This is a genomic window from Serratia sp. root2 (genome assembly GCF_031931805.1).
Classification (GTDB): Bacteria; Pseudomonadota; Gammaproteobacteria; order Enterobacterales; family Enterobacteriaceae; genus Serratia; species Serratia inhibens.
Window position 1 is genome coordinate 1 of the sequence record NZ_JAUJXB010000002.1, and the last position, 23,303, is coordinate 23,303.

Genomic DNA, 23,303 nt, shown 5'->3' on the forward strand with positions numbered 1-23,303 from the left:
CTCCTGGCTGGGCGACTGGTTCTCGTTAGAGGAGTCGTTGTTCCCGGTCAGTGGAGGCGCATTATAGGGAGTTCTCAGAAGGCCGCAACCCCTAAATGCAAAAAACTTTTCAAGCGTTCAAACATTAACCAATAACCGCTTTTTAGGATATTTATTAGCCTAAAAAGCGGGGTTTTAAGGCTATGGAAGATGTAAACCCCATAAGCCCAACCCAAAATAGATAACAAAAAGGGAGCGGTACTCCGCTCCCTTTTTACTTATTGCTTTAAATAGCCATTACTGCCTGGCAACGATATGCTCGTTTTCCACATCCAATGTCACCAGCTTGCCCGGGATCAGCTTGCCAGAAAGGATTTGCTGCGCCAACGGGTTCTCGATTTCCTGCTGAATAGCGCGTTTCAACGGGCGCGCACCATAAACAGGGTCATAGCCGGTTTGGCCCAATAGAGCCAATGCCGGTTCAGTCATGGTGACTTCGTAACCACGTTCTTCAAGACGCTTGTACAGACGCGCCAGCTGAATCTTGGCAATCTCTGCAATATGCTTCTGCCCAAGCGGGTGGAACACCACCACCTCATCTATACGGTTGATGAATTCCGGACGGAAGTGATGTGTAACCATTTCCATAACCGATTCTTTCATCTGCGCATAGTTCATTTGACCAAAGTGTTCCTGGATCAGATCAGACCCAAGGTTAGAAGTCATGATCACCACGGTATTGCGGAAATCAACGGTGCGGCCCTGACCATCGGTCAGACGCCCGTCATCCAATACCTGCAGCAGGATGTTGAACACATCCGGGTGCGCTTTTTCCACTTCATCCAGCAGGATCACTGAATAAGGTCGACGGCGCACGGCCTCGGTCAGATAACCGCCCTCTTCATAACCAACGTAGCCCGGAGGCGCACCCACCAGCCGCGATACCGAATGTTTCTCCATAAACTCGGACATATCGATACGTACCATCGCATCGTCACTGTCGAACAGGAACGACGCCAACGCTTTGCAAAGCTCGGTTTTACCTACCCCGGTCGGGCCGAGGAACAGGAACGAACCGATCGGCCGGTTAGGGTCAGACAATCCGGCGCGACTGCGGCGGATTGCATTGGATACCGCAGTGACCGCTTCATCCTGGCCAATCACCCGCGAATGCAGCTCCTGCTCCAGACGCAGCAGTTTGTCACGCTCGCCCTCCAGCATCCTGGCTACCGGAATACCGGTGGCACGAGCCAACACTTCAGCGATTTCCGCGTCGGTCACCCGGTTACGCAGTAGCTTCATGGTTTTGCCTTCGGCCTGCGTAGCGGCGGCGAGCTGTTTTTCCAGCTCAGGGATCTTGCCGTACTGCAGTTCCGACATACGCCCCAGATCGCCGACGCGTCGCGCCTGCTCCAGGGTGATCTTGGCCTGCTCCAGCTCCGCTTTTATATTCTGGGTGCCGGAGAGCGAGGCTTTCTCGGCTTTCCACTCTTCTTCCAACTCTGAATATTCGCGCTCTTTCTGCTCCAACTCACTGCTGAGCATTTCCAGGCGTTTCTTGCTGGCGTCATCCGACTCTTTGTTCAACGCCTGCTGTTCCAGCTTGAGCTGAATAATGCGGCGTTCCAGCCTGTCGAGCGATTCCGGTTTGGAGTCCATCTGCATGCGGATGCTTGACGCCGCCTCATCGATCAGGTCAATAGCCTTATCCGGCAACTGACGATCGGAGATATAGCGATGTGACAGCGTGGCCGCCGCAACGATCGCCGGGTCGGTGATCTGCACATGGTGGTGCAGCTCATAACGCTCCTTCAAGCCGCGCAGGATAGCAATGGTATCTTCGACGCTCGGCTCAGCCACATAGACCTTCTGGAAACGACGTTCAAGCGCCGCATCCTTCTCTATATACTGACGGTACTCGTTCAAGGTGGTCGCACCGACGCAGTGCAGCTCCCCACGCGCCAGCGCAGGCTTCAGCATGTTACCGGCATCCATTGCGCCATCGGCCTTGCCCGCACCGACCATAGTGTGCAACTCATCGATAAACAGAATGACGCTGCCTTCCTGTTTTGACAGATCGCTCAGTACGCCTTTGAGCCGCTCTTCAAATTCACCGCGGTATTTGGCCCCGGCGATCAGCGCCCCCATGTCGAGGGACAAGACGCGTTTGTGCTTCAGGCCTTCAGGCACTTCACCATTAATGATACGTTGCGCCAGACCTTCGACAATCGCGGTTTTACCCACGCCAGGCTCACCGATCAGCACCGGATTATTCTTGGTACGGCGTTGCAACACCTGAATGGTACGACGGATCTCTTCGTCACGGCCGATAACCGGGTCAAGTTTGCCCTGCTCGGCACGCTCGGTCAGATCGATAGTGTATTTCTTCAACGCCTGACGCTGATCTTCAGCACCCTGATCTTCCACGCTGTCACCACCCCGCATTTGCTCAATGGCCTTACTGATTTTATCGGCTGTTGCTCCGGCGGCCTTCAGCAGATCGGTCAAGGTTCCTCGATCTTCAAGCACCGCCAGGACGAACAGTTCGGAAGAAATGAATTTGTCCGCCCGCTTTTGCGCCAGCTTGTCGCACAGGTTCAGAACGCGCACCAGTTCATGAGACGGTTGAACGTCACCACCGGTGCCTTCAACCTGAGGCAGACGTGACAAAGCCTGTTCGATCTCGGTGCGCACGCGCCCGCTATCGATACCGGCTGAAGTTAAGAGTGGACGAACCGTGCCCCCTTCCTGAGTAAGCAGAGCGCTCATCAGATGTAACGGTTCAATAAACTGGTTGTCGTGCCCAAGGGCTAAAGATTGGGCATCGGCGAGGGCAAGCTGGAATTTATTGGTAAGACGATCCAGACGCATAACACCTCCAATGTAGGTCAAAATTGCTACTGGAGATTAAATGAGGTCATCCCTCAAATTTTCAAGGTTATTTCGACACTATATTATCAGTACAACGTCATGCGTCAGCGGACCGTCCTAATTCAATAGGTTATATCAGCCAGATTAAACTTGCCATACGTCCGGTTACTCCATCGCGTCGATAGGAGAAAAATTGACTGATTTCGCTAACCGTACAGCGATCGCCGCCGTAGACGAGTTTTACGCCGGCGTGCTGCAGGCGCTGGCGAGCCAGCAGGTAGATATCTGCCAGGAACTTATCGCCGTGCGGGATAAAAGCGGCCGCTGCGGCGCTATCCACTGCCATAAATGCGGCACGAACCTCTGGCCCCACTTCAAACTGCTGCGGACCGATTGCCGGACCAAGCCAAGCGCTGATATGGCCAGGTTCAGCGGCAAACGCCGCCAAAGTCTGTTCCAGTACGCCACTGCAAAGCCCGCGCCAACCGGCGTGGGCAGCAGCCACTTCATCGCCTGCACATGAGCAGAACAACACGGGTAAGCAGTCCGCCGTCATTACGGCACACACCTGCCCCGGCACGTTGCTGTAAACAGCATCCGCGCGCAGATCAGTTGGGGTTTGCCCATCCAGCCGCACTACGCGAGTACCGTGAACCTGTTCCAGCCAAGCCGGCATTTGCGGCAGACTCGCGCCCGCCACCAACCGTTCACGGTTAAGTTCCACCGCGGATGCAACATCCCCGACATGGGTGCCGAGGTTGAGCGAATCATACGGCGGTAGACTAATACCGCCACCGCGGGTGGTGCTGCAGGCTTTTACCCCTGCAGGCAACGGCCAATCAGGCAGGATAAAAGGATCCATTACCAATTCATCTGATCTTTGAATTCTTCGGTATCAACCTTCAGCGCGTTAATCAGATCGACCATATCCTGCGGAAGCGGTGCATGCCACTCCATCTGGATGCCGCTGATTGGATGATACAAACGCAGCATGGTAGCGTGCAGCGCCTGGCGATCGAAACCGCGCAGTGTAGCAATAAACGCCTCCGATGCACCTTTAGGCGGACGCGGGCGGCCACCGTACAGCTGATCGCCTACCAGTGGATGGTTGATGTGCGACATATGCACACGGATCTGGTGGGTACGACCGGTTTCCAGACGCAGACGCAAACGGGTATGCGCACGGAAGTGCTCCATAATGCGGTAATGCGTCACCGCCGGTTTGCCCATCGGGTGCACCGCCATATGCGTGCGCTTGGTGGAGTGGCGGGAAATCGGCTCTTCAACGGTACCGCCAGCGGTCATGGTACCAATAGCGACCGCTTCGTATTCACGAGTGATTTCACGCGCCTGCAACGCCTCGACCAGACGGGTTTGCGCCGGAACGGTTTTCGCCACCACCATCAGACCGGTCGTGTCTTTATCCAGACGGTGTACGATGCCGGCACGCGGCACGTCCGCGATTTCCGGATAATAATACAGCAGCGCATTGAGCACCGTACCGTCAGGATTACCGGCGCCAGGATGCACAACCAGGTCACGCGGCTTGTTGATCACTAAAATGTCACTGTCTTCGTAGACGATATTCAGTGCGATGTCCTGCGGTTCCCAACGGGCTTCTTCTTCTATCTGGGCATCAATGGCGACCGTCTCTCCCCCCAGCACTTTCTCTTTCGGTTTGTTCGTCGTTTTGCCATTAACCTGTACCCGATCGTCCAGGATCCATTCTTTTATGCGAGATCGTGAATAATCAGGGAACAATTCGGCCAAAGCCTGATCTAAACGTTGTCCGAGTTGAGATTCGGCCACCGTTGCGGTGAGTTGTACTTGTTGTGCCATATGCAGCTTCTTCGTTAACGTTGGGTTTTCACGGCGATGCCGTTTAATATAATGTGCTATTGTACCTGGTCTTTGTCGGGAGCTTAACGGACAGTCTCCCGGAATAACACCCTGAGGATAATCAAAACGTCATGACGCGTATGAAATATCTGGTGGCGGCAGCCACGTTGAGCCTGGCGCTGGCAGGTTGCTCCACATCCAAGGATGCGGTTCCCGACAACCCACCTTCGGAAATCTATGCTACTGCCCAGCAAAAACTGCAGGACGGTAACTTTAAGGGCGCGATTACGCAACTCGAAGCGTTAGATAACCGCTATCCTTTCGGGCCGTACTCCCAGCAGGTTCAGTTGGACCTGATTTATGCCTATTATAAATCTGCCGATTTACCACTGGCTCAGGCGTCTATCGATCGTTTCATGCGTTTGAACCCAACGCACCCGAACATCGACTACGTGATGTACATGCGTGGTCTGACCGATATGGCGCTGGATGACAGTGCGTTGCAAGGCTTCTTCGGGGTCGATCGTTCAGACCGCGATCCACAGCATGCTCGCGCTGCTTTTCGCGACTTCAGCCAGCTGATTCAGCAATACCCGAACAGCCAGTATGTAACCGATGCCAACAAGCGTCTGGTGTATCTGAAAGACCGCCTGGCCAAATATGAGCTTTCGGTGGTGGAATACTACACTAAACGCGGTGCTTACGTCGCGGTCGTTAATCGTGCCGATCAGATGTTGCGTGAATACCCGGATACTCAGGCAACGCGCGACGCCTTACCCCTGATGGAAAACGCTTACAAACAGCTGCAGTTGAACGGCCAGGCCGACAAAGTGGCCAAAGTGATTGCCGCCAATCCGTCATAAGCGGATGAGTGATAGCAGAAAAACAAAACGGCAGCTTCGGCTGCCGTTTTCATTTGCTGTACATTTGACCAAGATTTGAAAAATACACAAGCAAAAACACGGCATTAGCAAGATTACGCAACCGCTTATCTTTTCAATAATGCGCGTTCTACTCTCAAGACTCAAGCGTTAGATGGCCGATTCAGATGCTGAATCACAGATTGAACTAACTTTGCAAAAAGTGACAAAAAAACGTGATTTTCATCACGCATTTAAGCAAAAAGCGCGGTATGCTGGGGTCATCCAAGACGGAAAGACAGAGAGGTAAGTTATATGACATTGAACATTACCAGCAAACAAATGGATATCACTCCCGCAATCCGCAGTCACGTCGAAGACCGTCTCACCAAACTGGAAAAATGGCAGGCCCAGCTGATTAACCCGCATATTGTTTTATCCAAAGAACCTAAAGGGTTTGTAGCAGACGCCACCATTACCACCCCTAACGGCCCGCTGGTTGCCAGCGCAAAACATGAAGACATGTACACCGCCGTTAACGATCTGATCGCCAAGCTGGAGCGTCAGTTGAATAAGGTGCAGCACAAAGGCGAAGCGCGCCGCGCCGCCGCCAGCGTGAAAGACATTGTTCCAGAAGTTGAGCCCGAACAGGAATAACCCTTTAGTGGCTGTTTCACATCAAACGCGCCCGAGGGCGCGTTTTTTGTCTGGTTTTTTTATTGACAGAGATAAAAGCCTGCGGTTACTTTAAAACCTGTCTCACGCACATTCATTTTGGATAACACATGGTCCGCAAACCGTTTTTCTTCGCATTCTTTTTTACCTTCCCCTGATTGGGAGGCGTTTCGTCGTGTGATAAAGAATGCGAAGACGAACAGCAAAGCCTCCTGAAACAGGGGGCTTTTTTTATGGCTATTTACGACGTATAAAAATACAAGGCAGAAGCTGATTATGACAGACAACCCGTTACTCGTGCTGCGCGAACGCATCAGCGCACTGGATCTCAAACTGCTGGCACTGCTTGCAGAGCGCCGTGAGCTGGCGGTCGAGGTAGGAAAAACCAAGTTGCATTCCCATCGTCCCATCCGCGATAAAGAACGCGAGCGAGATCTGCTGGATGCGTTAATCGCCGCCGCCAAACCCTACGACCTCGACGGCTTTTACGTTACCCGCCTGTTCCAGCTGATTATCGAAGACTCGGTATTGACCCAGCAAGCGCTGTTGCAGCATCAGCTTAATCAAGTCAGCCAGCATTCTGCTCGCATCGCCTTCCTTGGACCTAAAGGTTCCTATTCGCACCTGGCCGCACGCCAATATGCCGCTCGCCATTTCGACCAACTGATAGAATGCGGTTGCCAAAAATTCCAGGACATTTTCACCCAGGTCGAAACCGGCCAGGCGGATTACGCCATCCTGCCGATTGAAAATACCAGTTCCGGATCGATCAACGACGTTTACGATCTGCTGCAGCACACCAGCCTGTCGATCGTTGGCGAACTGACCAATCCAATCGATCACTGCGTCCTGGTGGCCGATAACACCGACCTGAACCAAATCGAAACCGTGTACAGCCACCCGCAGCCGTTCCAGCAGTGCAGCCAGTTTATTAACCGCTACCCGCACTGGAAAATCGAGTATTGCGAGAGCACCGCGGCAGCAATGGAAAAAGTCGCCAAGCTGAACTCACCTAAAGCTGCAGCATTGGGCAGCGAGGCTGGCGGCGCGCTGTATAACCTGCAGGTACTGGAACACAATCTGGCGAACCAACAGCAGAACATTACCCGCTTCATCGTGTTGGCGCGCAAGGCTATTGAGGTATCAGAACAGGTCCCGGCCAAGACCACCCTGATTATGGCTACCGGCCAGCAGTCAGGCGCTTTGGTTGAAGCCCTGCTGGTGCTGCGTGACAATGGCATCATCATGACCAAGCTGGAGTCTCGTCCAATTAACGGTAATCCATGGGAAGAGATGTTTTATATCGATGTGCAAGCGAACCTGCGTTCTGAAGCGATGCAAAAAGCGTTGAAAGATCTGACGCCGATTACCCGTTCGCTGAAAGTACTCGGCTGCTATCCCAGCGACAACGTGGTACCGGTCAATCCATCCTGAGTGAGATAAAAAAGGGTTCGGCGCAGCCGAACCCTGATAACTTATTGCCGGCTGTCATTTGCCTGCCGCAGCAGCGAACGGCTTTCCACCAGGAAGCGTTGGGCGTAGTCGCCAAACCAGTCCTCGACCTTCTGGAAACTCTGGATAAACGCCTGTTTATCCCCATGCTCCAGCAACTTTATCGCTTCGCCAAAACGCTGGTAGTAGCGTTTAATCAGCGCAATATTCTCTTCCGACGACATGATGATATCCGCATACAACTGCGGGTCCTGAGCAAAGAGCCGCCCAACCATCGCCAGCTCCAGCCTGTAGATTGGCGAAGACAGCGCCAGCAACTGCTCCAGTTGAACGTTCTCTTCCGCCAAATGCAGCCCATAGGCAAAGGTCGCGAAATGACGGAGCGCCTGGATAAACGCCATATTCTGATCGTGCTCAACCGCGCTGATGCGATGCAAACGCGCGCCCCACACCTGCAACTGCTCCAGCAGCCACTGATAAGCTTCCGGCTGGCGGCCATCGCAATAAACCACAACCTGCTTGGCCACGCTGCCCACATCCGGACCGAACATCGGGTGCAACCCCACCACTGGGCCGCCATGCGCCGCAAGCATGGCATTCAACGGACGATTTTTCACCGAGGCCAGATCGACAAGAATACAATCCGCCGGCAACGGCGGCAGCCGCTCAATCACCTGTTCGGTCACGTGAATAGGCACGCTGACGATCACCATCCCGGCATCCGCCAACAATGCGTCGGCCTGCGGCCAATCTTCCTGATCCAGCACCTTGACCTGGTAGCCGGACAGCGTCAGCAGACGATTGAACAACCGCCCCATTTGACCGTTACCGCCGATAATCACGATCGGGCGCAACTGCGGACACAGGGTTTTAAAGCCTTTGTCATTCTCGCTGACGTAAGACTCGCGCATTACGCGGCGCAGTACGTCTTCGATCAGATCCGGCGGCACACCAAGGTTTTCCGCTTCTTTACGGCGCGAGGCCAACATCGCTGCCTCACGCTCGGGAACGTATACCGGTAACCCGTGGTGGCTTTTAACCTCGCCCACATCTGCCACCAGTTGCAGGCGTTTTGCCAGCAGCTGCAGCAGCGCCTTGTCCACTTCGTCGATTTGATCGCGCAACGCGGTCAGTTCAGCCACCATAACTTACTACTCTCCAGTACGTGCCGTCAGCGCAGCGCCAAGTTCCTGGTGCATATGACGCAGCAGAGTCTCTGTACTCTCCCAATTAATGCAGGCGTCAGTAACAGAAACACCGTAGCGCATATCTGCACGCGGTTGCTCGGAAGACTGGCTGCCTTCGTGCAGGTGGCTTTCCAGCATGATGCCGGTGATCGAACGGTTACCCGCTTTGATCTGCTCAACCACGGACTCGGCAACCGCCGGCTGACGGCGATAATCTTTATTCGAGTTGCCATGGCTGCAATCTATCATCAAGGACGGGTGGAGTCCCGCGTCCTGCATCTGTTTTTCGCAGGCTGCAACGTGCTCGGCACTGTAGTTTGGCGTTTTGCCACCGCGCAGGATCACGTGGCCATCCGGATTACCCTGAGTTTGCAGCAGACACACCTGGCCCGCCTGATTGATACCGACAAACCGGTGCGGCATTGCCGCTGCACGCATGGCATTAATTGCCGTCCCCAGGCTGCCATCTGTACCGTTTTTGAAACCTACCGGCATTGACAACCCTGAAGCCATCTCACGGTGAGTTTGTGATTCAGTCGTACGTGCACCAATCGCTGACCAACTGAACAAATCGCCCAGGTATTGCGGGCTGTTCGGATCCAACGCCTCGGTCGCTAACGGCAACCCCATCCCGACCAGGTCAAGCAACAGGCGACGCGCGATGTGCAAACCTGCCTCAACGTCAAACGAACCATCCATGTACGGATCGTTAATCAGGCCCTTCCAGCCGACCGTGGTCCGCGGTTTCTCAAAATAGACACGCATAACGATATACAGCTGATCGCTCAATTCAGCCGACAGGGTTTTCAAATGACGGGCGTAATCCAGTGCCGCATCCGGATCGTGGATGGAACAAGGTCCGCACACCACCAGCAGACGGTGATCGCGCCCCTGCAGAATATCGGCGATGGTTTTGCGCGCAGTGGCGATTTCATTTTCATCGTTGGCGCTAAGCGGGAACTGGTTCTTCAATTCTTCCGGAGTGATCAGAATTTGTTCTGCACTGATATGTACGTTATTGAGCGCGTCTTTTTGCATGATGCTATTCCTGTCGTTTGCCGTTATGCGTAAGCGTGAGGAGAACGTTGAGCGTTTCAGAACCTTACCCTACCATGAACTGTAAAGTTTTCAATCCGAAATCCGTAAATAAAAAATTACCACCTGAAAATTCAGTCAAAAACCCACCATAAACGCATCAATGAAATGTATTTAATTAATTGATTTTAATTTAATAATTACAAAACAGACCAACTCTGCCGCCTACCGTTTTGCGGTTCATCCTAAAGAACACATCGGCTGAAAATCGTAAATTAAATTTTACACAAAAGATTGCGGCGCAAGACAGACGAGCGCGGAGTTTCCGCAAAGCTATAGCTGCCGGTTTTGTTGCCAGCAGGCGACAACCCCACCTAAAAACCCATTAAACCCTAAGGACACTCAGCACGATATGCCAGCGGAAGGGGTTAATTAAGTAGAAGAAAAATGAATAAGTGAGGATGAAAAATTTAAAACTTAAGCTAATCACGGCTATTTTTGTCGCAATGCGGAATCGTTATAATGTGACCGTTATCACCTATAATCACTCTTAACAACTGGATCCAAAATGCTCTCTTTACGCGCTCGTCGCGCTATTCCGCTAGTCATCAGCTGCTTGACTGCCTTCACCAGCGTTTCAGCCTTTGCCGACAATACGCTTTTCACCGCGATGGACGATCCGGCCACCGCTAAAAAACCGTTTGAAGGCAATGTCCAGGCCGGGTACAACTCCCAGTCAGGCAACTCGCAAAGTTCGACCCTGTTGGCCAATACCAGCATGACCTGGTTTAACAGCGATGCTGCCTACAGCCTATGGGGAGCCGCCAACAACACCACGTCTTCCAACGTGCGCTCATCGGAAAAATATCAGGCTGGCGGCCGTACCCGTTATAACCTGTCCGATCGCAACTATCTGTTCGGCCAGGCAAGCTGGTTGAGCGATCGTTTCAACGGTTACGACTCTCGCTCTACTGCAACCGGCGGTTACGGTCGTCAATTGCTCAACGGGCCACTCAGCGATTTACGGGTAGAATTTGGTCCGGGCGTGCGTCACGATGAATATCATGGCGGTGGTCGTTCAACGAAAGCGCTGGCTTACGGCGCAGCCAACTATTCATACCAGTTGACCGACACCACCAAGTTCTCCGAAGGCGTTTCGGCGCTGGCTAACGAAGAAACCACGCTGAACTCCGAGACTGCATTGAGCGTTGCGATTAACGACAAGTTCTCGCTGCGCCTGGCTTACACAGTAACCTACAACAGTAAACCACCGGCGTCTGCGCCGAAAAACACCGACACCACTACCTCGGTCTCGCTGGTTTACGGTCTGTAATCCTTCCAAGCCCAATTCTACCAAGCCCATCATTGATGGGCTTTTTTTATGCCCAAAGCCTCCCGTTAAACATTTTGCTAAAAACAGCATTCATACTATTGACGACTTTAGCAAATAGCTTAATACTGTATGCATACACAGTAGTTATTAAACAGGAACGGAGCATGGGCAATCTTAATGCTCACAGCGATACATTGCCCATAACGCCGCTATTGCCGTCAGGATGGCTCATATAGGTGCCTCAGGCAAACAACAGTGGGATTGAAGCAATGGAGAAAGTCACCTCATTTATTACTTACGCTATAGCACTATTTCTTGCCTGGTTGGGCAAGCTTTCACCCCAGGACCTTGCATTTTTGGTCGGTGCCGCAGTCGGAATTGGCACCTTTCTGGTGAACTGGTACTACCGGCGAAAAAGCCTGCAGGTTCTCAAGGCGATAGAACAAAACGCCGTATCTCGAAGGAGAATTTACGATGAGCTCAATCGTTAAACGTTGTGTCGCTGCAACTATCCTGACGATAGCGATGCTGATACCTCAGTTCGATCAGGTTAAAACCTCTGAAAACGGGCTAAAACTGATTACTGACTTTGAGGGATGCCAACTGTCGCCCTACCAGTGCGATGCAGGCGTGTGGACTCAAGGCGTAGGGCACACAACTGGAGTGCTGCCTGGTGCCACTATCACCGAGGAAAAGGCCGCAGCAGATTTTCTGACCGATGTTCGACGTATAGAACAAGGTGTGGCGAGTTGTATACCACAAGCCCTACCGCAAGAGATCTATGATGCAGTTATCGCTTTTGCCTTCAACGTCGGCGTAAGCGCCGCCTGCGGATCCACGCTGGCCTATTTTCTCAATCAGCATCAGTGGCAACAGGCATGCGATCAGTTACCACGCTGGATCTACATCAATGGCAAAAAGAGTAAAGGGCTGGAACGTCGGCGTGCGGAGGAACGCAAATTGTGTCTCAAAGGTGCTGAACGCGCCTCTTGACCAGCATCCTTCGATGCTATTTCGTTGCTTAATCTATTGATTATAATTTAATTTATTGCAAGGGGGTTTCTATGATGCACTGTCCACTATGCGGTAACGTGGCCCACACTCGCTCCAGCCGCTACCTGAGCGAGTCGACCAAGGAGCGCTATCATCAATGCCAGAACATTAACTGCAGCTGCACCTTCGCCACTCATGAATCGGTTGCGAGGGTGATCGTAAAACCCGGTGATATCATTCCGGCCCAGCCGCACCCGGAGAAAGGCAAACAACGCGCTGCCGCACTCTAATGCATAGCCTGCAACAGCAGGCTTTTTTATGCCCGCAAAAATCGACCTTCATAGCGCATTTACGAAAAATAATCTTGCATAGGCAACCTGCAAATAACAGGCATAAAAAAAGGGGTTGGCATATTGCCAACCCCTTCATAGCTATTAACTTTCGGATGCAGCATTAGCCTACGCGGTTCAGACGCTCTTTGATACGAGCAGACTTACCAGTACGCTCACGCAGATAGTACAGTTTGGCTTTACGAACGGCACCACGACGTTTAACAGTAATGCTGTCGATTACTGGGGAGTGAGTCTGGAATACACGCTCAACACCTTCGCCGTTGGAAATCTTACGAACAGTGAATGCAGAGTGCAGACCGCGGTTACGGATAGCGATAACCACGCCCTCGAATGCCTGCAGACGTTTTTTGCTACCTTCAACGACCCATACCTTAACTTCCACGGAATCACCCGGACGGAATGCAGGTACGTCTTGCTTCATCTGCTCTTGTTCAATTTGCTTAATAATGTTGCTCATAATATGTCTCTTACCCTAGGTAAACTGATATATCGGTCCCGTCGAGCCAGATGCTCAGACGTTCCCTTCATAGTCCTGCTGCTTGGCCTGATGTTCCCGTTGGAACTCAGCCAGCAACACCGCTTGCTCGTCAGTCAGAGCTAGGCTTTCTAGAAGTTCAGGTCTTCTAAGCCAGGTACGGCCCAGCGACTGCTTTAAGCGCCAGCGACGTATCTCGGCATGGTTGCCCGACAGTAAAACCGGCGGAACCTCCATCCCTTCCAACACCTCAGGACGGGTATAGTGCGGACAGTCCAGCAATCCATCGGCAAAAGAATCCTCTTCTGCTGAAGCCTGATGGCCCAGTACACCCGGTATAAAACGGGCGACAGAGTCGATCAGGGTCATTGCCGGCAGTTCCCCGCCGCTGAGAACGTAATCGCCGATTGACCATTCTTCATCAATTTCGGTTTGGATTACGCGCTCGTCTATCCCTTCATAACGGCCACAAACCAGAATCATCTTCGGGTTGGCCGCCAGTTCGCACACGCCGGTTTGATCCAGCTTGCGCCCCTGAGGTGACAGATAAATCACCTTTGCTCCCTCGCCTGCCGCTGCTTTTGCTGCATGAATGGCTTCCCGCAAGGGCTGCACCATCATCAACATTCCCGGGCCGCCGCCATAAGGGCGATCGTCCACGGTACGATGCCGGTCGTAGGTGAAGTCACGCGGACTCCAACACTGCACGCTCAGCAGGCCATTTTTTACTGCCCGGCCAGTCACCCCATAATCGGTGATCGCGCGGAACATCTCAGGAAACAGGCTTACAATACCAATAAACACAAGCCAATCCCCATTTCGTTATTCCACTTGTTTCGACCGTTTAATTCGGAGGTCAAAAACCAGGATCCCAATCTGCTTCAATCACGCGAGCAGTGAGATCGACTTTCTTGATAACCTGCCCATGAAGAAACGGGACCAACCGCTCCTTCATGCCGAACGCATCCTTCAGATTAGCCTTCACAACCATCACATCGTTCGAACCGGTTTCCATCATATCGACGACTTTACCCAGTTCGTAGCCGGTGGTAGTGACTACCTGGCAACCCATAAGGTCTTTCCAGTAGTAATCATCACCGTCCAGCGCGGGGAGTTGTTCCGAATCCACGATAATCTCGCGATTGGTCAGTAGATTCGCAGCATCCCGATCGTCAATGCCTTTGACTTTGATGATCAGGTCCTGACTGTGGCGCTTCCAGTCTTCCAACTCGACAAGCTGCCATTGACCCGCCTGCTGGATAAACCACGGCTGATAGTCAAAAATGCTTTCGGCGTTCTCGGTGGATGAAAATACTCTGAGCCAACCACGGATGCCGTAAGTAGACCCCATTTTACCGAGTACAATCGGCTGCTTAGGTGCTACCGGTTTGAGTTGCTTGCTCATTGCCACCACCGCGACAGATTAAGCTGCTTTCTTAGCGTCTTTGATCAGCGCGTGAACGCGATCAGAAACGGTTGCACCCAGGCCGACCCAATGTTCGATGCGGTCCAGGTCCAGACGCAGTGCTTCAGCCTGACCAGATGCGATCGGGTTGAAGAAGCCTACGCGCTCGATGAAGCGACCATCACGAGCATTGCGGCTGTCGGTCACTACTACTTGATAGAACGGACGCTTTTTAGCGCCGCCACGTGCCAAACGAATTGTTACCATAACATCCTCTTTAGTTAATAAAACAGCCGGGCCCCATTGAGGGAACGGGGCCCGGTTGCAATATAAAAAGCCCGAAAATTTTACTCATTTTGGCGCAAAAAGCAATCTAAAGCGTAGATCACCGTCAACAACTTTTTGCGGCCAGCACTATTTCGGGCGGTTTTTGCCGCGAACGGCAAATGCTTAAACACGCTCACCCCAGAGGGTAAGCGCCTGTCAGCGGCCTGGGAAGCCCGGCGGCATCATACCTTTCATGCCGCGCATCATCTTCGCCATTCCGCCTTTCTTCATCTTTTTCATCATGCGTTGCATCTCGTCGAACTGCTTCAGCAAGCGGTTGACGTCCTGCACCTGCATACCGGACCCCATCGCGATGCGGCGTTTACGCGAGCCTTTGATGATTTCCGGCTTGGCGCGCTCTTTCAACGTCATCGAGTTGATGATCGCCTCCATGCGCACCAGCACTTTATCGTCCATCTGCGATTTCACATTGTCCGGCAGTTGGCCGGCACCGGGCAGTTTGCTCAACATGTTGGCCATGCCGCCCATGTTACGCATTTGCTTCAACTGTTCCAGGAAGTCGGTCAGATCGAAACCGTCGCCCTTCTTCAGCTTGTTAGCCAGTTTTTCCGCTTGTTCGCGATCAACTTTGCTTTCGATATCTTCGATCAGCGACAGGACGTCGCCCATGCCGAGAATACGTGACGCCACGCGGTCCGGATGGAATGGTTCCAGCGCATCGGTCTTCTCGCCCACACCGAGGAACTTGATGGGTTTGCCGGTAATGTGGCGGATCGACAGCGCAGCACCGCCACGCGCATCGCCGTCGACCTTGGTCAGCACCACGCCGGTCAGAGGCAGCGCTTCGTTAAAGGCCTTGGCCGTATTGGCGGCGTCCTGACCGGTCATGGCATCGACCACAAACAAGGTTTCCACCGGCTTGATCGCCGCATGCACCTGTTTGATCTCGTCCATCATCGCTTCGTCTACGTGCAAGCGGCCAGCGGTATCGACGATCAGCACGTCGTAGAATTTCAGCTTGGCTTGCTGCAATGCGCGGTTAACGATGTCGATCGGCTTCTCTTTGACATCCGACGGGAAGAAATCGATGCCGACACCTTCAGCCAACGTTTCCAACTGCCTGATCGCAGCCGGACGATAAACGTCCGCGGAAACCACCAACACTTTTTTCTTCTGTTTTTCTTTCAGGAATTTGCCGAGCTTGGCGACGCTGGTGGTTTTACCTGCACCCTGCAGGCCCGCCATCAGTACCACGGCAGGCGGTTGCGCAGCCAGGTTCAGCTCGGTATTCACTTCGCCCATCGCGGCAATCAGCTCGCTCTTGACGATCTTGACGAATTCTTGCCCCGGCGTCAGGCTTTTATTGACTTCATGCCCCACCGCGCTCTCTTTGACGCGGTTGATAAAGTCGCGCACCACCGGCAGCGCAACGTCCGCTTCCAGCAACGCCATGCGCACTTCACGCAGGGTATCCTTGATATTCTCTTCGGTCAGCCGCCCACGGCCGCTGATATTGCGCAGTGTGCGCGACAATCGATCGGTTAAATTTTCAAACATCGTCTCATGCTCAACGTGTAATGACAGGCCGCTTTGGCGACACAATTGCGGCGATGATAACACGAAGCGCACAGGATCTCTGCCTCAGCGTTGGAGATCGGTTGGAGTGGGACGCGCTCAACGCTATACTGGCAATCCAATTAACCATGCCGAAGCAAAATTAAACGCTATGCCAGTTTTCTCCATTGTGGCTTTGATCGCCTACCTGCTCAGCCTTGGACTGATTATTCCCAGCTTGTTGCGGAAGAACAGCGCATACCGTCGGCTTGCTATCGTCTCCGCGGTGGTGGCGCTAATTTGCCATGCCATCGCACTGCAGCAACGCATCTTTGACGTCAATACCGGACAAAATCTCAGCCTGCTGAACATCGGTTCTATCGTCAGCCTGATCATTTGTTCGATCATGACCTTTGTCGCTTCGCGCAATCGCGGTTGGTTCTTGCTGCCCATCGTTTACAGCTTTGCGATGATCAATCTGGCCTTCGCCAGCTTTATGCCGGGCGAGTTCATCACTCACCTGGAGGCCAGCCCGGAGCTGATGGTGCATATCGGTCTGGCTCTGTTCTCCTACGCTACGCTGATTATTGCCGCATTATATGCGTTGCAACTGGCCTGGCTAGATTACCTGCTCAAAAACAAAAAGCTGTCCTTCAGTGCTGACATGCCACCGTTGATGAGCATCGAACGCAAAATGTTCCACATCACCCAGATCGGCGTAGTGTTGCTCACGCTCACCCTGTGCACCGGCCTGCTTTATATGGATAACCTGTTCAGCAAAGAGAACGTGCACAAAGCCGTGTTGTCCATCATGGCCTGGTTTGTGTACATCGTTTTGCTGTGGGGCCATTATCATGAAGGTTGGCGCGGCCGCCGCGTCGTTTGGTTCAGCTTTGCCGGCGCCTTTTTGCTGACGCTGGCCTATTTCGGTAGCCGTCTGATTCAACAAGTCATGGTGCGCTAGCCGCCTCAGGCCATCTTTTTCCCTATATAAGGAATACCGCGTTGGAGCACGTTTCGACAGGGACCCTGATCATTATCCTGGTGATCATGATTGTGGTCTCCGCTTACTTCTCAGCATCCGAAACCGGCATGATGACGCTCAACCGCTATCGTCTGCGTCATCTCTCCAAGCAGGGTAACCGCTCTGCGCGCCGGGTCGAGAAACTGCTGCAAAAACCGGATCGCCTGATTGGTCTGGTGTTGATCGGCAATAACCTGGTGAACATTCTCGCTTCGGCGTTGGGAACCATCGTCGGCATGCGACTGTATGGCGACCTCGGCGTAGCCATCGCCACCGGTATATTGACGTTCGCCGTGTTGTTGTTCGCCGAAGTGCTGCCAAAAACCTTCGCAGCGCTGTATCCGGAGCGCATCGCATTCCCCAGCAGCTTTTTACTGGCGCCGCTGCAGAAAGTAATGTTCCCGCTAGTGTGGCTGCTCAATGGTATCACCACGCTGATATTGCGCCTGTTCGGCATCCGTACCAACGTGCGCGTCAGCGATGCGGTGAGCAAGGACGAGCTGCGTACCATCGTCAATGAATCCCACTCGCAGATTTCCCGCCGTAATCAGGACATGCTGATCTCGGTGCTGGATCTGGAAAAGGTGACGGTCGATGACATCATGGTGCCGCGCAACGAAATCGTCGGCATCGACGTCAACGACGACTGGAAGTCAATCATGCGTCAGCTTACACACTCGCCGCACGGCCGCATCGTGCTGTATCGCAGTTCGTTGGATGACGCCATCGGCATGCTGCGGGTGCGTGAAGCTTACCGCCTGATGACCGAGAAAAAAGAGTTTAACAAAGAGAACCTGCTGCGCGCCGCCGACGAAATTTACTATGTGCCTGAAGGCACGCCGCTCAATGTTCAACTGGTGAAATTCCAGCGGAATAAAGAGAAAGTCGGCATCGTGGTGGACGAATACGGTGATATTCAGGGGCTGGTAACGGTGGAGGATATTCTGGAGGAGATCGTGGGTGATTTCACGACCTCGATGTCACCCACGCTGGCGGAGGAAGTTAATCCGCAGAGCGACGGCTCCGTACTGATAGACGGTACTGCCAACGTACGCGAGTTAAACAAGGCGTTCAACTGGACGCTGCCGGCCACCGAAGCGCGCACCATTAACGGCATGCTGCTGGAAGAGCTGGAAGAGATCCCCGAGATCGGTACCCGGGTACGGGTAAGTCACTACGACGTGGATATCCTCGACGTACAGGACAACATGATCAAACAGGTGCGGGTCACGCCGATAAAGTCGCTGCAATCCAGCGTTCAACAACGCTGATTGCCCGCCAGAAAGAGAAAAGACGCGAACATCGCGTCTTTTTTTATTGCTGCAGCCAGGCGGTAAACTAGATGTGCAGTTCTTGCAGCTTTTCTTTCGGCAGCGCCAGCTCTTCGTTGTGGTTTACTACCACATCGTGATCGAGGATGTGCTTAGCGATTTCCTGCGCTTCTTCCAAAGAGTGCATGTGATAGGTCCCACACTGGAACTCATTCAGCTCAGGAATTTTGCGCTGGTCAGTCACTTTCAGCACGTCGGCCATCGCCGCTTTCCACGCATCGGCAACGCGCTGCTCTTCCGGCACACCAATCAGGCTCATATAGAAACCCGTGCGGCATCCCATTGGGGAGATATCGATAATCTCAACGCCCTGACCATTCAGATGATCACGCATAAAGCCGGCAAACAGATGTTCCAGCGTATGAATGCCGCGCTCTGGCATCACTTCCAGGTTCGGCCGACAAAAGCGCAGATCGAACACGGTGATGGTATCGCCATGAGGAGTTTTCATGGTTTTCGCAACGCGGACAGCCGGGGCTGCCATGCGGGTATGGTCTACGGTGAAGCTATCCAGCAGTGGCATTTCGTTACCTCCTCGTAAAAGAGTATTTATTTCGAAACTTTTTTAACTAACCAGGAAACCTTTTCCAACCCAGCGAGTCTGAGTATGTGAAAGACGCGCATTTGTTATCATCATCCCTGTCATCAGAGATGCATATTTGGCCACATTGATGTGGCCTTTTTCTTTTTCAGCCCCCGCCGTGTTGCTTCAGGAACTCTTCAAAGCTTAGCGTATCGCTGGATTCTATGTTGCGTTGACGCTGCCATGAGGCTTCCTGTTCCTTCGCCAGCTCGGCTTCAGTCAGAATTTCCAACGGCTCCTCCATCAACATCTGACGGTACTGCTCAGCCAATTGCAGACCCACTCGGCCGGTTCCTTCTTCCTTCATCGCTTTCAGGATACGAGCAGAGAACGTCAGCTCCGGATCGTCAAACGCCGCAACCAGCTCATCGCAAACTTGCTGGTACTGCCGATCGCCGGCTTCGCTATCCAGTACCTCCGCTACGCGTCGCAGATCGTCAAACAGCGCCTTACCGACTTTCTCCAGCGGCTCACGGCTGTCATCACAGCCCATACCGATGGTCTGGCCAGGCTTGCGTCCTTCGAGGATCACACGGTTCCAGTTCTTGCGCGTGCAAAGCAGTTCATCACTGTTCATTTCTGGCGCATCGGCCAGCACACACCACACCAGGAAAAGGTCCAGGAAACGCGCCTGCACCGCATCCACGCCGATTGGCGAGAACGGGTTGATGTCCAGCGAACGTACCTCGATGTATTCGATACCGCCGCGCAGCAGCGCATCTGACGGCGTCTCACCGCTTTTGGTCACGCGCTTCGGCCGGATCGGCGCATACAGTTCATTTTCAATCTGCAGCACATTACTGTTCAATTGCAGGTAGCGATCACCGTCCTTTACACCCAATTCGGCGAACTCTTCAGAAGGCGTGACAATCGCCCGCTTCAGACCGGCGACATAACTCTGCAGATCGTTGAAGGTAATACCCAGATTGCTCTGAGATTTATTGGTGTAGCCCAGATCACTCAACCGCAGCGAAGTGGCATACGGCAGATAGCACATACCCTGCTCGGTGCGTTCGAACGGCAATGCGGTTTCACGCCCTTTCAGGAACGAGGAACAGATTGCCGGTGACGCGCCGAACAAATACGGGATCACCCAGCCAAAACGGTAGTAATTACGGATCAAGCGGAAGTAGCCTGCAGAAATCTGCTCTTTGCCGCTTTCTGCGTCTTTCACGCCGGCCCATGCCTGCCAGAACTCCAACGGCAGTGAGAAATTGTAATGCACGCCGGAAATGGTCTGCATCAGTGCACCGTAGCGATTCTTCAATCCTTCACGGTACAGCGTTTTCATGCGGCCAATATTCGACGAGCCGAACTGCGCCAGCTCAATGTCCTGCTCGGCTTCAATAAAGCACGGCATGCTGAGCGGCCACATGCGCTCATCCCCCAGATTACGCGCCACGTGACGATGGATATCACGCAGGAACGTCAGCAGGTGATCGAGGTTATCGTCAACCGGCGTAATGAACTCTAACAGCGCCTCGGCAAAGTCTGTGGTAATCCAGTGGTGCGTTAATGCCGCCCCCAATTTCTCCGGATGTCCGGTTGTCGCCAGTTTTCCGTCCGCGGTGACACGCAGCGTTTCACGCTCGATGCCGCGACGAATACCTTTTAATGCATGGGGATGGGCTTCCAACCAAGAAAGCGCCTGTGATACGTCCGGGATCAAATTGACCTCCCGCTTCTAAAAACAATAACTCGTAAGCATACTGAATCTGCGCCCGAGTGAATATTGAGTTATATTCACTTCGTTAATGCCACCAGGCCATTCCCTGTAACGTTATCATAGTCAAAATGATGTAACGCAGCGTCTTTCCGATACACAGAAACAGCGCTACAGGGCCCCAGGGCATGCGCAGCCAACCTGCCAACACGCACAACAAATCGCCCACTACCGGCACCCAGCTGAGCAACAGCGCAGCCGGGCCAAAGCGTTGCATCCACCCGAGCGCTGTCTTCAGCCCCCGCTGCGGTTTCAACGCCGGTAACAAGCGCCCGATAATGACATTGGTCACCCCGCCAAGCGTATTCCCCAACGCCGCGGCCAACACCAGGAACTCCGGTGAGACGCGGCTGTGAGTCAGCAAGGCGACCAAAACAATCTCTGAATTTCCCGGCAACAGCGTCGCACTGAGGAAGCTGCTGCCGAATAGCGACATGACCGCCAGCGTACTACTCAAAGCGTGCGGACGTCTACGACAGCCATGTTGGCGCTTTTCGCCGCCTGAATACCGAAATCTGCGTCTTCAAATACCACACATTTTTCCGGCGGCACGCCAATCAGCTCGGCGCAACGCAGGAAAGTATCGGGTTCAGGCTTGTGCCGCAGTACGTCATCGGCACCCACGATCGCATCAAAACAGTGGAACAGACCCAAATGGCGCAGCAAAGACTCCGCCATGTGATGTTCACTGCCAGTACCTACCGCCATCGGGCGGCGGCCTTGATAGGCTTTGACCACCTCAATCAGCGGCAGGGGGCGCACGGTATCCAACAGCATCGTTTCCACCGCGCGAGTTTTCTCTGCAGCCAGTTGATGGGGATCGAGATCGGCCTGATGGCGGGTAATGATCGACTGGGCAATTCGCCAACTCGGAGAACCGTTCAACGCCACCATGGCCGCTTCATCAAACGTCATACCGTAACGGGCCAGCACCTCGTGCCACGCCTTGCGGTGCGTCGGCTCGGTATCAAGAATAGTGCCGTCCATGTCGAAGATCAGACCCTGATAGCGGTCGTACATCGTTACTCCATGATCGTTGAGGAAAGAAAACTACTTTAGCGTAAAGCCGGAAGGTTGTCGCTGATCGCGTAATGGCGGAATGTGCTCTGAGAAAAGCCCGGCAAGAAAAGCAGTGCAGAAAGCATTTTGCCAAGGCCAGAAAGCGAAAAACCCGCCGAAGCGGGTTTTTCTTAGATAGTGCATCCAGGAGGATGATTCGGCTGCGCCTCTCCCTGCGGGCCGTTGCTGAAGCAACGTTGTCTCGCTGCGCTCGGCTCGAACCTCCAACTGCTCTCCTCGCGGTCGGAAAAGCGAAAAACCCGCCGAAGCGGGTTTTTCTTATATGGTGCATCCAGGAGGATTCGAACCTCCGACCGCTCGGTTCGTAGCCGAGTACTCTATCCAGCTGAGCTATGGATGCATTACTATTTTTTGGTTGTCTGCTTGAAGAACAAGTTTGACAGAAAGAATGGTGCATCCAGGAGGATTCGAACCTCCGACCGCTCGGTTCGTAGCCGAGTACTCTATCCAGCTGAGCTATGGATGCACAGGAATTCTTTTTTGATACCGTATGGTACGTTGTTACTACCCCACCATACTGCAAAATATGGTGCATCCAGGAGGATTCGAACCTCCGACCGCTCGGTTCGTAGCCGAGTACTCTATCCAGCTGAGCTATGGATGCAAATGGCGGTGAGGCGGGGATTCGAACCCCGGATGCAGCTTTTGACCGCATACTCCCTTAGCAGGGGAGCGCCTTCAGCCTCTCGGCCACCTCACCATACGCTTCTTTCGAATTGTGCCTAACTTGCTTTGGAGAAGCTCATCGGCACTGCGTGGCGCACATATTACTTTCTCCGACTTTTAAGTCAAACAATTTTTCCCAACTCACGCGCATTTGCACAATTCACGCTCAACATGAGTGATTTCACGGCAAAAAGAGTGTTTTATCAACAGGCAACTACAGTAAAACCGCAAACAAAGTGAATGGCTTAAAACAAGAAATGAGTAAGAAGGATAGCGGGAAAGGATAATGATGGGCACAAAAAAGCTCAGTAGCGTCTCGCCAAGCAACGAGACGCTGCTTCGAAATCAGAAGGTCGTCTGTTGAGACTTCTCTGCCTGAATGCGCTGATAGATTTCTTCGCGGTGCACTGACACCTCTTTAGGGGCATTCACACCAATACGAACCTGGTTGCCCTTGACCCCTAATACTGTGACCGTGACCTCATCGCCAATCATGAGGGTTTCACCAACTCGACGAGTCAGAATTAACATTCTTTGCTCCTTGAAAGATTAAAAGAGTCGGGTCTCTCAGTTTCCCCGTCATTATCCATCATATGC

The 23,303-nt window shown here is 53.1% G+C and carries 25 protein-coding genes, 4 tRNA genes, 1 other RNA gene and 1 other annotated feature; of the genes, 10 read left to right on the plus strand and 20 right to left on the minus strand.

Annotated features, from left to right (window positions below; translation table 11 throughout):
• Positions 1 to 276: 276 nt before the first annotated feature.
• From clpB to rluD, 3 genes are all read right to left on the minus strand, one after another.
• Positions 277 to 2,850 carry an ATP-dependent chaperone ClpB gene (gene clpB, locus QZQ97_RS13710; RefSeq protein ID WP_311993938.1) on the minus strand — a complete coding sequence of 858 codons (2,574 nt, stop codon included), beginning with the start codon at positions 2,848 to 2,850 and terminating at the stop codon, positions 277 to 279.
• A gap of 130 nt (positions 2,851 to 2,980) precedes the next feature.
• Complete coding sequence (gene yfiH / locus QZQ97_RS13715; protein ID WP_311993939.1) at positions 2,981 to 3,712, minus strand: purine nucleoside phosphorylase YfiH; 732 nt, start codon at positions 3,710 to 3,712, stop codon at positions 2,981 to 2,983.
• The gene (rluD, locus tag QZQ97_RS13720) at positions 3,712 to 4,689 is read right to left on the minus strand and encodes a 23S rRNA pseudouridine(1911/1915/1917) synthase RluD (protein WP_065505914.1); all 978 of its coding nucleotides are present in this window, start codon (positions 4,687 to 4,689) and stop codon (positions 3,712 to 3,714) included. Before rluD ends, yfiH begins: the two co-directional genes overlap by 1 nt.
• Before the next feature lie 131 nt (positions 4,690 to 4,820).
• Here rluD and bamD point away from each other — a divergent pair, with 131 nt between their 5' ends.
• The 4 genes from bamD (at position 4,821) to pheA (ending at position 7,658) form a co-directional block, all read left to right on the plus strand.
• Entirely contained in the window at positions 4,821 to 5,552 is a 732-nt protein-coding gene (bamD, locus tag QZQ97_RS13725) for an outer membrane protein assembly factor BamD (RefSeq protein ID WP_065505913.1), read from the plus strand.
• 312 nt (positions 5,553 to 5,864) lie between these two features.
• Complete coding sequence (gene raiA, locus QZQ97_RS13730; RefSeq protein WP_004950387.1) at positions 5,865 to 6,206, plus strand: ribosome-associated translation inhibitor RaiA; 342 nt, start codon at positions 5,865 to 5,867, stop codon at positions 6,204 to 6,206.
• Between the two features lie 127 nt (positions 6,207 to 6,333).
• Positions 6,334 to 6,459 (plus strand) — a sequence feature (Phe leader region).
• A complete protein-coding gene (gene pheL, locus QZQ97_RS13735; RefSeq protein ID WP_187962929.1) occupies positions 6,335 to 6,382 on the plus strand; it encodes a pheA operon leader peptide PheL in 48 nt (15 codons plus the stop codon). It overlaps the preceding feature by 48 nt.
• Before the next feature lie 41 nt (positions 6,460 to 6,500).
• Positions 6,501 to 7,658 carry a bifunctional chorismate mutase/prephenate dehydratase gene (pheA, locus tag QZQ97_RS13740; protein WP_311993940.1) on the plus strand — a complete coding sequence of 386 codons (1,158 nt, stop codon included), beginning with the start codon at positions 6,501 to 6,503 and terminating at the stop codon, positions 7,656 to 7,658.
• Positions 7,659 to 7,699: 41 nt separating this feature from the next.
• Here pheA and tyrA read toward each other — a convergent pair whose 3' ends face one another.
• Positions 7,700 to 8,821: a bifunctional chorismate mutase/prephenate dehydrogenase gene (gene tyrA, locus QZQ97_RS13745; RefSeq protein WP_311993941.1), complete on the minus strand. Its 1,122-nt coding sequence runs from the start codon at positions 8,819 to 8,821 to the stop codon at positions 7,700 to 7,702.
• A gap of 6 nt (positions 8,822 to 8,827) precedes the next feature.
• Positions 8,828 to 9,901: a 3-deoxy-7-phosphoheptulonate synthase gene (locus QZQ97_RS13750; protein WP_065505910.1), complete on the minus strand. Its 1,074-nt coding sequence runs from the start codon at positions 9,899 to 9,901 to the stop codon at positions 8,828 to 8,830.
• Positions 9,902 to 10,466: 565 nt separating this feature from the next.
• Here QZQ97_RS13750 and QZQ97_RS13755 point away from each other — a divergent pair.
• From QZQ97_RS13755 to QZQ97_RS13770, 4 genes are all read left to right on the plus strand, one after another.
• A complete protein-coding gene (locus QZQ97_RS13755) occupies positions 10,467 to 11,231 on the plus strand; it encodes a DUF481 domain-containing protein (RefSeq protein WP_311993942.1) in 765 nt (254 codons plus the stop codon).
• Positions 11,232 to 11,500: 269 nt separating this feature from the next.
• Positions 11,501 to 11,722 (plus strand): HP1 family phage holin, encoded by a 222-nt coding sequence (locus QZQ97_RS13760; RefSeq protein WP_126480384.1) that lies wholly within the window; start codon positions 11,501 to 11,503, stop codon positions 11,720 to 11,722.
• The gene (locus QZQ97_RS13765) at positions 11,706 to 12,224 is read left to right on the plus strand and encodes a lysozyme (protein WP_311993943.1); all 519 of its coding nucleotides are present in this window, start codon (positions 11,706 to 11,708) and stop codon (positions 12,222 to 12,224) included. Before QZQ97_RS13760 ends, QZQ97_RS13765 begins: the two co-directional genes overlap by 17 nt.
• 71 nt (positions 12,225 to 12,295) lie before the next feature.
• On the plus strand, positions 12,296 to 12,514 hold the full coding sequence (locus tag QZQ97_RS13770) for a DNA-binding transcriptional regulator (RefSeq protein ID WP_004950376.1): 219 nt from the start codon (positions 12,296 to 12,298) through the stop codon (positions 12,512 to 12,514).
• Positions 12,515 to 12,677: 163 nt separating this feature from the next.
• Here the strand turns inward: QZQ97_RS13770 and rplS are convergent, their stop codons facing one another.
• From rplS to ffh, 5 genes are all read right to left on the minus strand, one after another.
• Complete coding sequence (rplS, locus tag QZQ97_RS13775; protein WP_004950372.1) at positions 12,678 to 13,034, minus strand: 50S ribosomal protein L19; 357 nt, start codon at positions 13,032 to 13,034, stop codon at positions 12,678 to 12,680.
• A 54-nt stretch (positions 13,035 to 13,088) separates the two neighbouring features.
• A complete protein-coding gene (trmD, locus tag QZQ97_RS13780) occupies positions 13,089 to 13,856 on the minus strand; it encodes a tRNA (guanosine(37)-N1)-methyltransferase TrmD (RefSeq protein WP_212558579.1) in 768 nt (255 codons plus the stop codon).
• A gap of 52 nt (positions 13,857 to 13,908) precedes the next feature.
• Complete coding sequence (rimM, locus tag QZQ97_RS13785; protein ID WP_212558578.1) at positions 13,909 to 14,457, minus strand: ribosome maturation factor RimM; 549 nt, start codon at positions 14,455 to 14,457, stop codon at positions 13,909 to 13,911.
• A gap of 18 nt (positions 14,458 to 14,475) precedes the next feature.
• On the minus strand, positions 14,476 to 14,724 hold the full coding sequence (gene rpsP, locus QZQ97_RS13790) for a 30S ribosomal protein S16 (protein WP_004932501.1): 249 nt from the start codon (positions 14,722 to 14,724) through the stop codon (positions 14,476 to 14,478).
• Between the two features lie 216 nt (positions 14,725 to 14,940).
• Complete coding sequence (ffh, locus tag QZQ97_RS13795; protein WP_062790301.1) at positions 14,941 to 16,302, minus strand: signal recognition particle protein; 1,362 nt, start codon at positions 16,300 to 16,302, stop codon at positions 14,941 to 14,943.
• Between the two features lie 169 nt (positions 16,303 to 16,471).
• Between ffh and QZQ97_RS13800 the strand changes: the two genes are divergently transcribed.
• Both QZQ97_RS13800 and QZQ97_RS13805 read left to right on the plus strand, forming a co-directional pair.
• Positions 16,472 to 17,263: a cytochrome C assembly family protein gene (locus QZQ97_RS13800; RefSeq protein ID WP_065505888.1), complete on the plus strand. Its 792-nt coding sequence runs from the start codon at positions 16,472 to 16,474 to the stop codon at positions 17,261 to 17,263.
• Positions 17,264 to 17,304: 41 nt separating this feature from the next.
• Positions 17,305 to 18,594, plus strand: coding sequence for an HlyC/CorC family transporter (locus QZQ97_RS13805; protein ID WP_311993944.1), 1,290 nt, complete (start codon positions 17,305 to 17,307; stop codon positions 18,592 to 18,594).
• Between the two features lie 67 nt (positions 18,595 to 18,661).
• Here QZQ97_RS13805 and luxS read toward each other — a convergent pair whose 3' ends face one another.
• From luxS to csrA, 10 genes are all read right to left on the minus strand, one after another.
• Entirely contained in the window at positions 18,662 to 19,177 is a 516-nt protein-coding gene (gene luxS, locus QZQ97_RS13810; RefSeq protein WP_020825287.1) for an S-ribosylhomocysteine lyase, read from the minus strand.
• Between the two features lie 166 nt (positions 19,178 to 19,343).
• Complete coding sequence (gene gshA / locus QZQ97_RS13815; protein ID WP_311993945.1) at positions 19,344 to 20,906, minus strand: glutamate--cysteine ligase; 1,563 nt, start codon at positions 20,904 to 20,906, stop codon at positions 19,344 to 19,346.
• A gap of 82 nt (positions 20,907 to 20,988) precedes the next feature.
• Entirely contained in the window at positions 20,989 to 21,417 is a 429-nt protein-coding gene (locus tag QZQ97_RS13820; protein ID WP_311993946.1) for a YqaA family protein, read from the minus strand.
• The gene (gene yqaB / locus QZQ97_RS13825) at positions 21,414 to 21,980 is read right to left on the minus strand and encodes a fructose-1-phosphate/6-phosphogluconate phosphatase (protein WP_311993947.1); all 567 of its coding nucleotides are present in this window, start codon (positions 21,978 to 21,980) and stop codon (positions 21,414 to 21,416) included. Before yqaB ends, QZQ97_RS13820 begins: the two co-directional genes overlap by 4 nt.
• Positions 21,981 to 22,155: 175 nt before the next feature.
• Positions 22,156 to 22,275, minus strand: a non-coding RNA gene (locus tag QZQ97_RS13830) — RtT sRNA.
• Positions 22,276 to 22,303: 28 nt separating this feature from the next.
• Positions 22,304 to 22,380 (minus strand) — tRNA-Arg (locus tag QZQ97_RS13835).
• Positions 22,381 to 22,429: 49 nt separating this feature from the next.
• Positions 22,430 to 22,506, minus strand: a tRNA-Arg gene (locus QZQ97_RS13840).
• Between the two features lie 61 nt (positions 22,507 to 22,567).
• Positions 22,568 to 22,644 (minus strand) — tRNA-Arg (locus QZQ97_RS13845).
• A gap of 3 nt (positions 22,645 to 22,647) precedes the next feature.
• A tRNA-Ser gene (locus QZQ97_RS13850) sits at positions 22,648 to 22,740 on the minus strand.
• A 311-nt stretch (positions 22,741 to 23,051) separates the two neighbouring features.
• Positions 23,052 to 23,237: a carbon storage regulator CsrA gene (csrA, locus tag QZQ97_RS13855; RefSeq protein ID WP_004950328.1), complete on the minus strand. Its 186-nt coding sequence runs from the start codon at positions 23,235 to 23,237 to the stop codon at positions 23,052 to 23,054.
• Positions 23,238 to 23,303 lie beyond the last annotated feature (66 nt).

What these genes read in the sequence shown, in the direction of transcription:
- clpB (WP_311993938.1), bottom strand. Translation starts at nt 2,850, where the DNA reads ATGCGTCTGGATCGTCTTACCAATAAATTCCAGCTTGCCCTCGCCGAT.
- yfiH (WP_311993939.1), bottom strand. Translation starts at nt 3,712, where the DNA reads ATGGATCCTTTTATCCTGCCTGATTGGCCGTTGCCTGCAGGGGTAAAA.
- rluD (WP_065505914.1), bottom strand. Translation starts at nt 4,689, where the DNA reads ATGGCACAACAAGTACAACTCACCGCAACGGTGGCCGAATCTCAACTC.
- bamD (WP_065505913.1), top strand. Translation starts at nt 4,821, where the DNA reads ATGACGCGTATGAAATATCTGGTGGCGGCAGCCACGTTGAGCCTGGCG.
- raiA (WP_004950387.1), top strand. Translation starts at nt 5,865, where the DNA reads ATGACATTGAACATTACCAGCAAACAAATGGATATCACTCCCGCAATC.
- pheA (WP_311993940.1), top strand. Translation starts at nt 6,501, where the DNA reads ATGACAGACAACCCGTTACTCGTGCTGCGCGAACGCATCAGCGCACTG.
- tyrA (WP_311993941.1), bottom strand. Translation starts at nt 8,821, where the DNA reads ATGGTGGCTGAACTGACCGCGTTGCGCGATCAAATCGACGAAGTGGAC.
- QZQ97_RS13750 (WP_065505910.1), bottom strand. Translation starts at nt 9,901, where the DNA reads ATGCAAAAAGACGCGCTCAATAACGTACATATCAGTGCAGAACAAATT.
- QZQ97_RS13755 (WP_311993942.1), top strand. Translation starts at nt 10,467, where the DNA reads ATGCTCTCTTTACGCGCTCGTCGCGCTATTCCGCTAGTCATCAGCTGC.
- QZQ97_RS13760 (WP_126480384.1), top strand. Translation starts at nt 11,501, where the DNA reads ATGGAGAAAGTCACCTCATTTATTACTTACGCTATAGCACTATTTCTT.
- QZQ97_RS13765 (WP_311993943.1), top strand. Translation starts at nt 11,706, where the DNA reads ATGAGCTCAATCGTTAAACGTTGTGTCGCTGCAACTATCCTGACGATA.
- QZQ97_RS13770 (WP_004950376.1), top strand. Translation starts at nt 12,296, where the DNA reads ATGATGCACTGTCCACTATGCGGTAACGTGGCCCACACTCGCTCCAGC.
- rplS (WP_004950372.1), bottom strand. Translation starts at nt 13,034, where the DNA reads ATGAGCAACATTATTAAGCAAATTGAACAAGAGCAGATGAAGCAAGAC.
- rimM (WP_212558578.1), bottom strand. Translation starts at nt 14,457, where the DNA reads ATGAGCAAGCAACTCAAACCGGTAGCACCTAAGCAGCCGATTGTACTC.
- rpsP (WP_004932501.1), bottom strand. Translation starts at nt 14,724, where the DNA reads ATGGTAACAATTCGTTTGGCACGTGGCGGCGCTAAAAAGCGTCCGTTC.
- ffh (WP_062790301.1), bottom strand. Translation starts at nt 16,302, where the DNA reads ATGTTTGAAAATTTAACCGATCGATTGTCGCGCACACTGCGCAATATC.
- QZQ97_RS13800 (WP_065505888.1), top strand. Translation starts at nt 16,472, where the DNA reads ATGCCAGTTTTCTCCATTGTGGCTTTGATCGCCTACCTGCTCAGCCTT.
- luxS (WP_020825287.1), bottom strand. Translation starts at nt 19,177, where the DNA reads ATGCCACTGCTGGATAGCTTCACCGTAGACCATACCCGCATGGCAGCC.
- yqaB (WP_311993947.1), bottom strand. Translation starts at nt 21,980, where the DNA reads ATGTACGACCGCTATCAGGGTCTGATCTTCGACATGGACGGCACTATT.
- csrA (WP_004950328.1), bottom strand. Translation starts at nt 23,237, where the DNA reads ATGTTAATTCTGACTCGTCGAGTTGGTGAAACCCTCATGATTGGCGAT.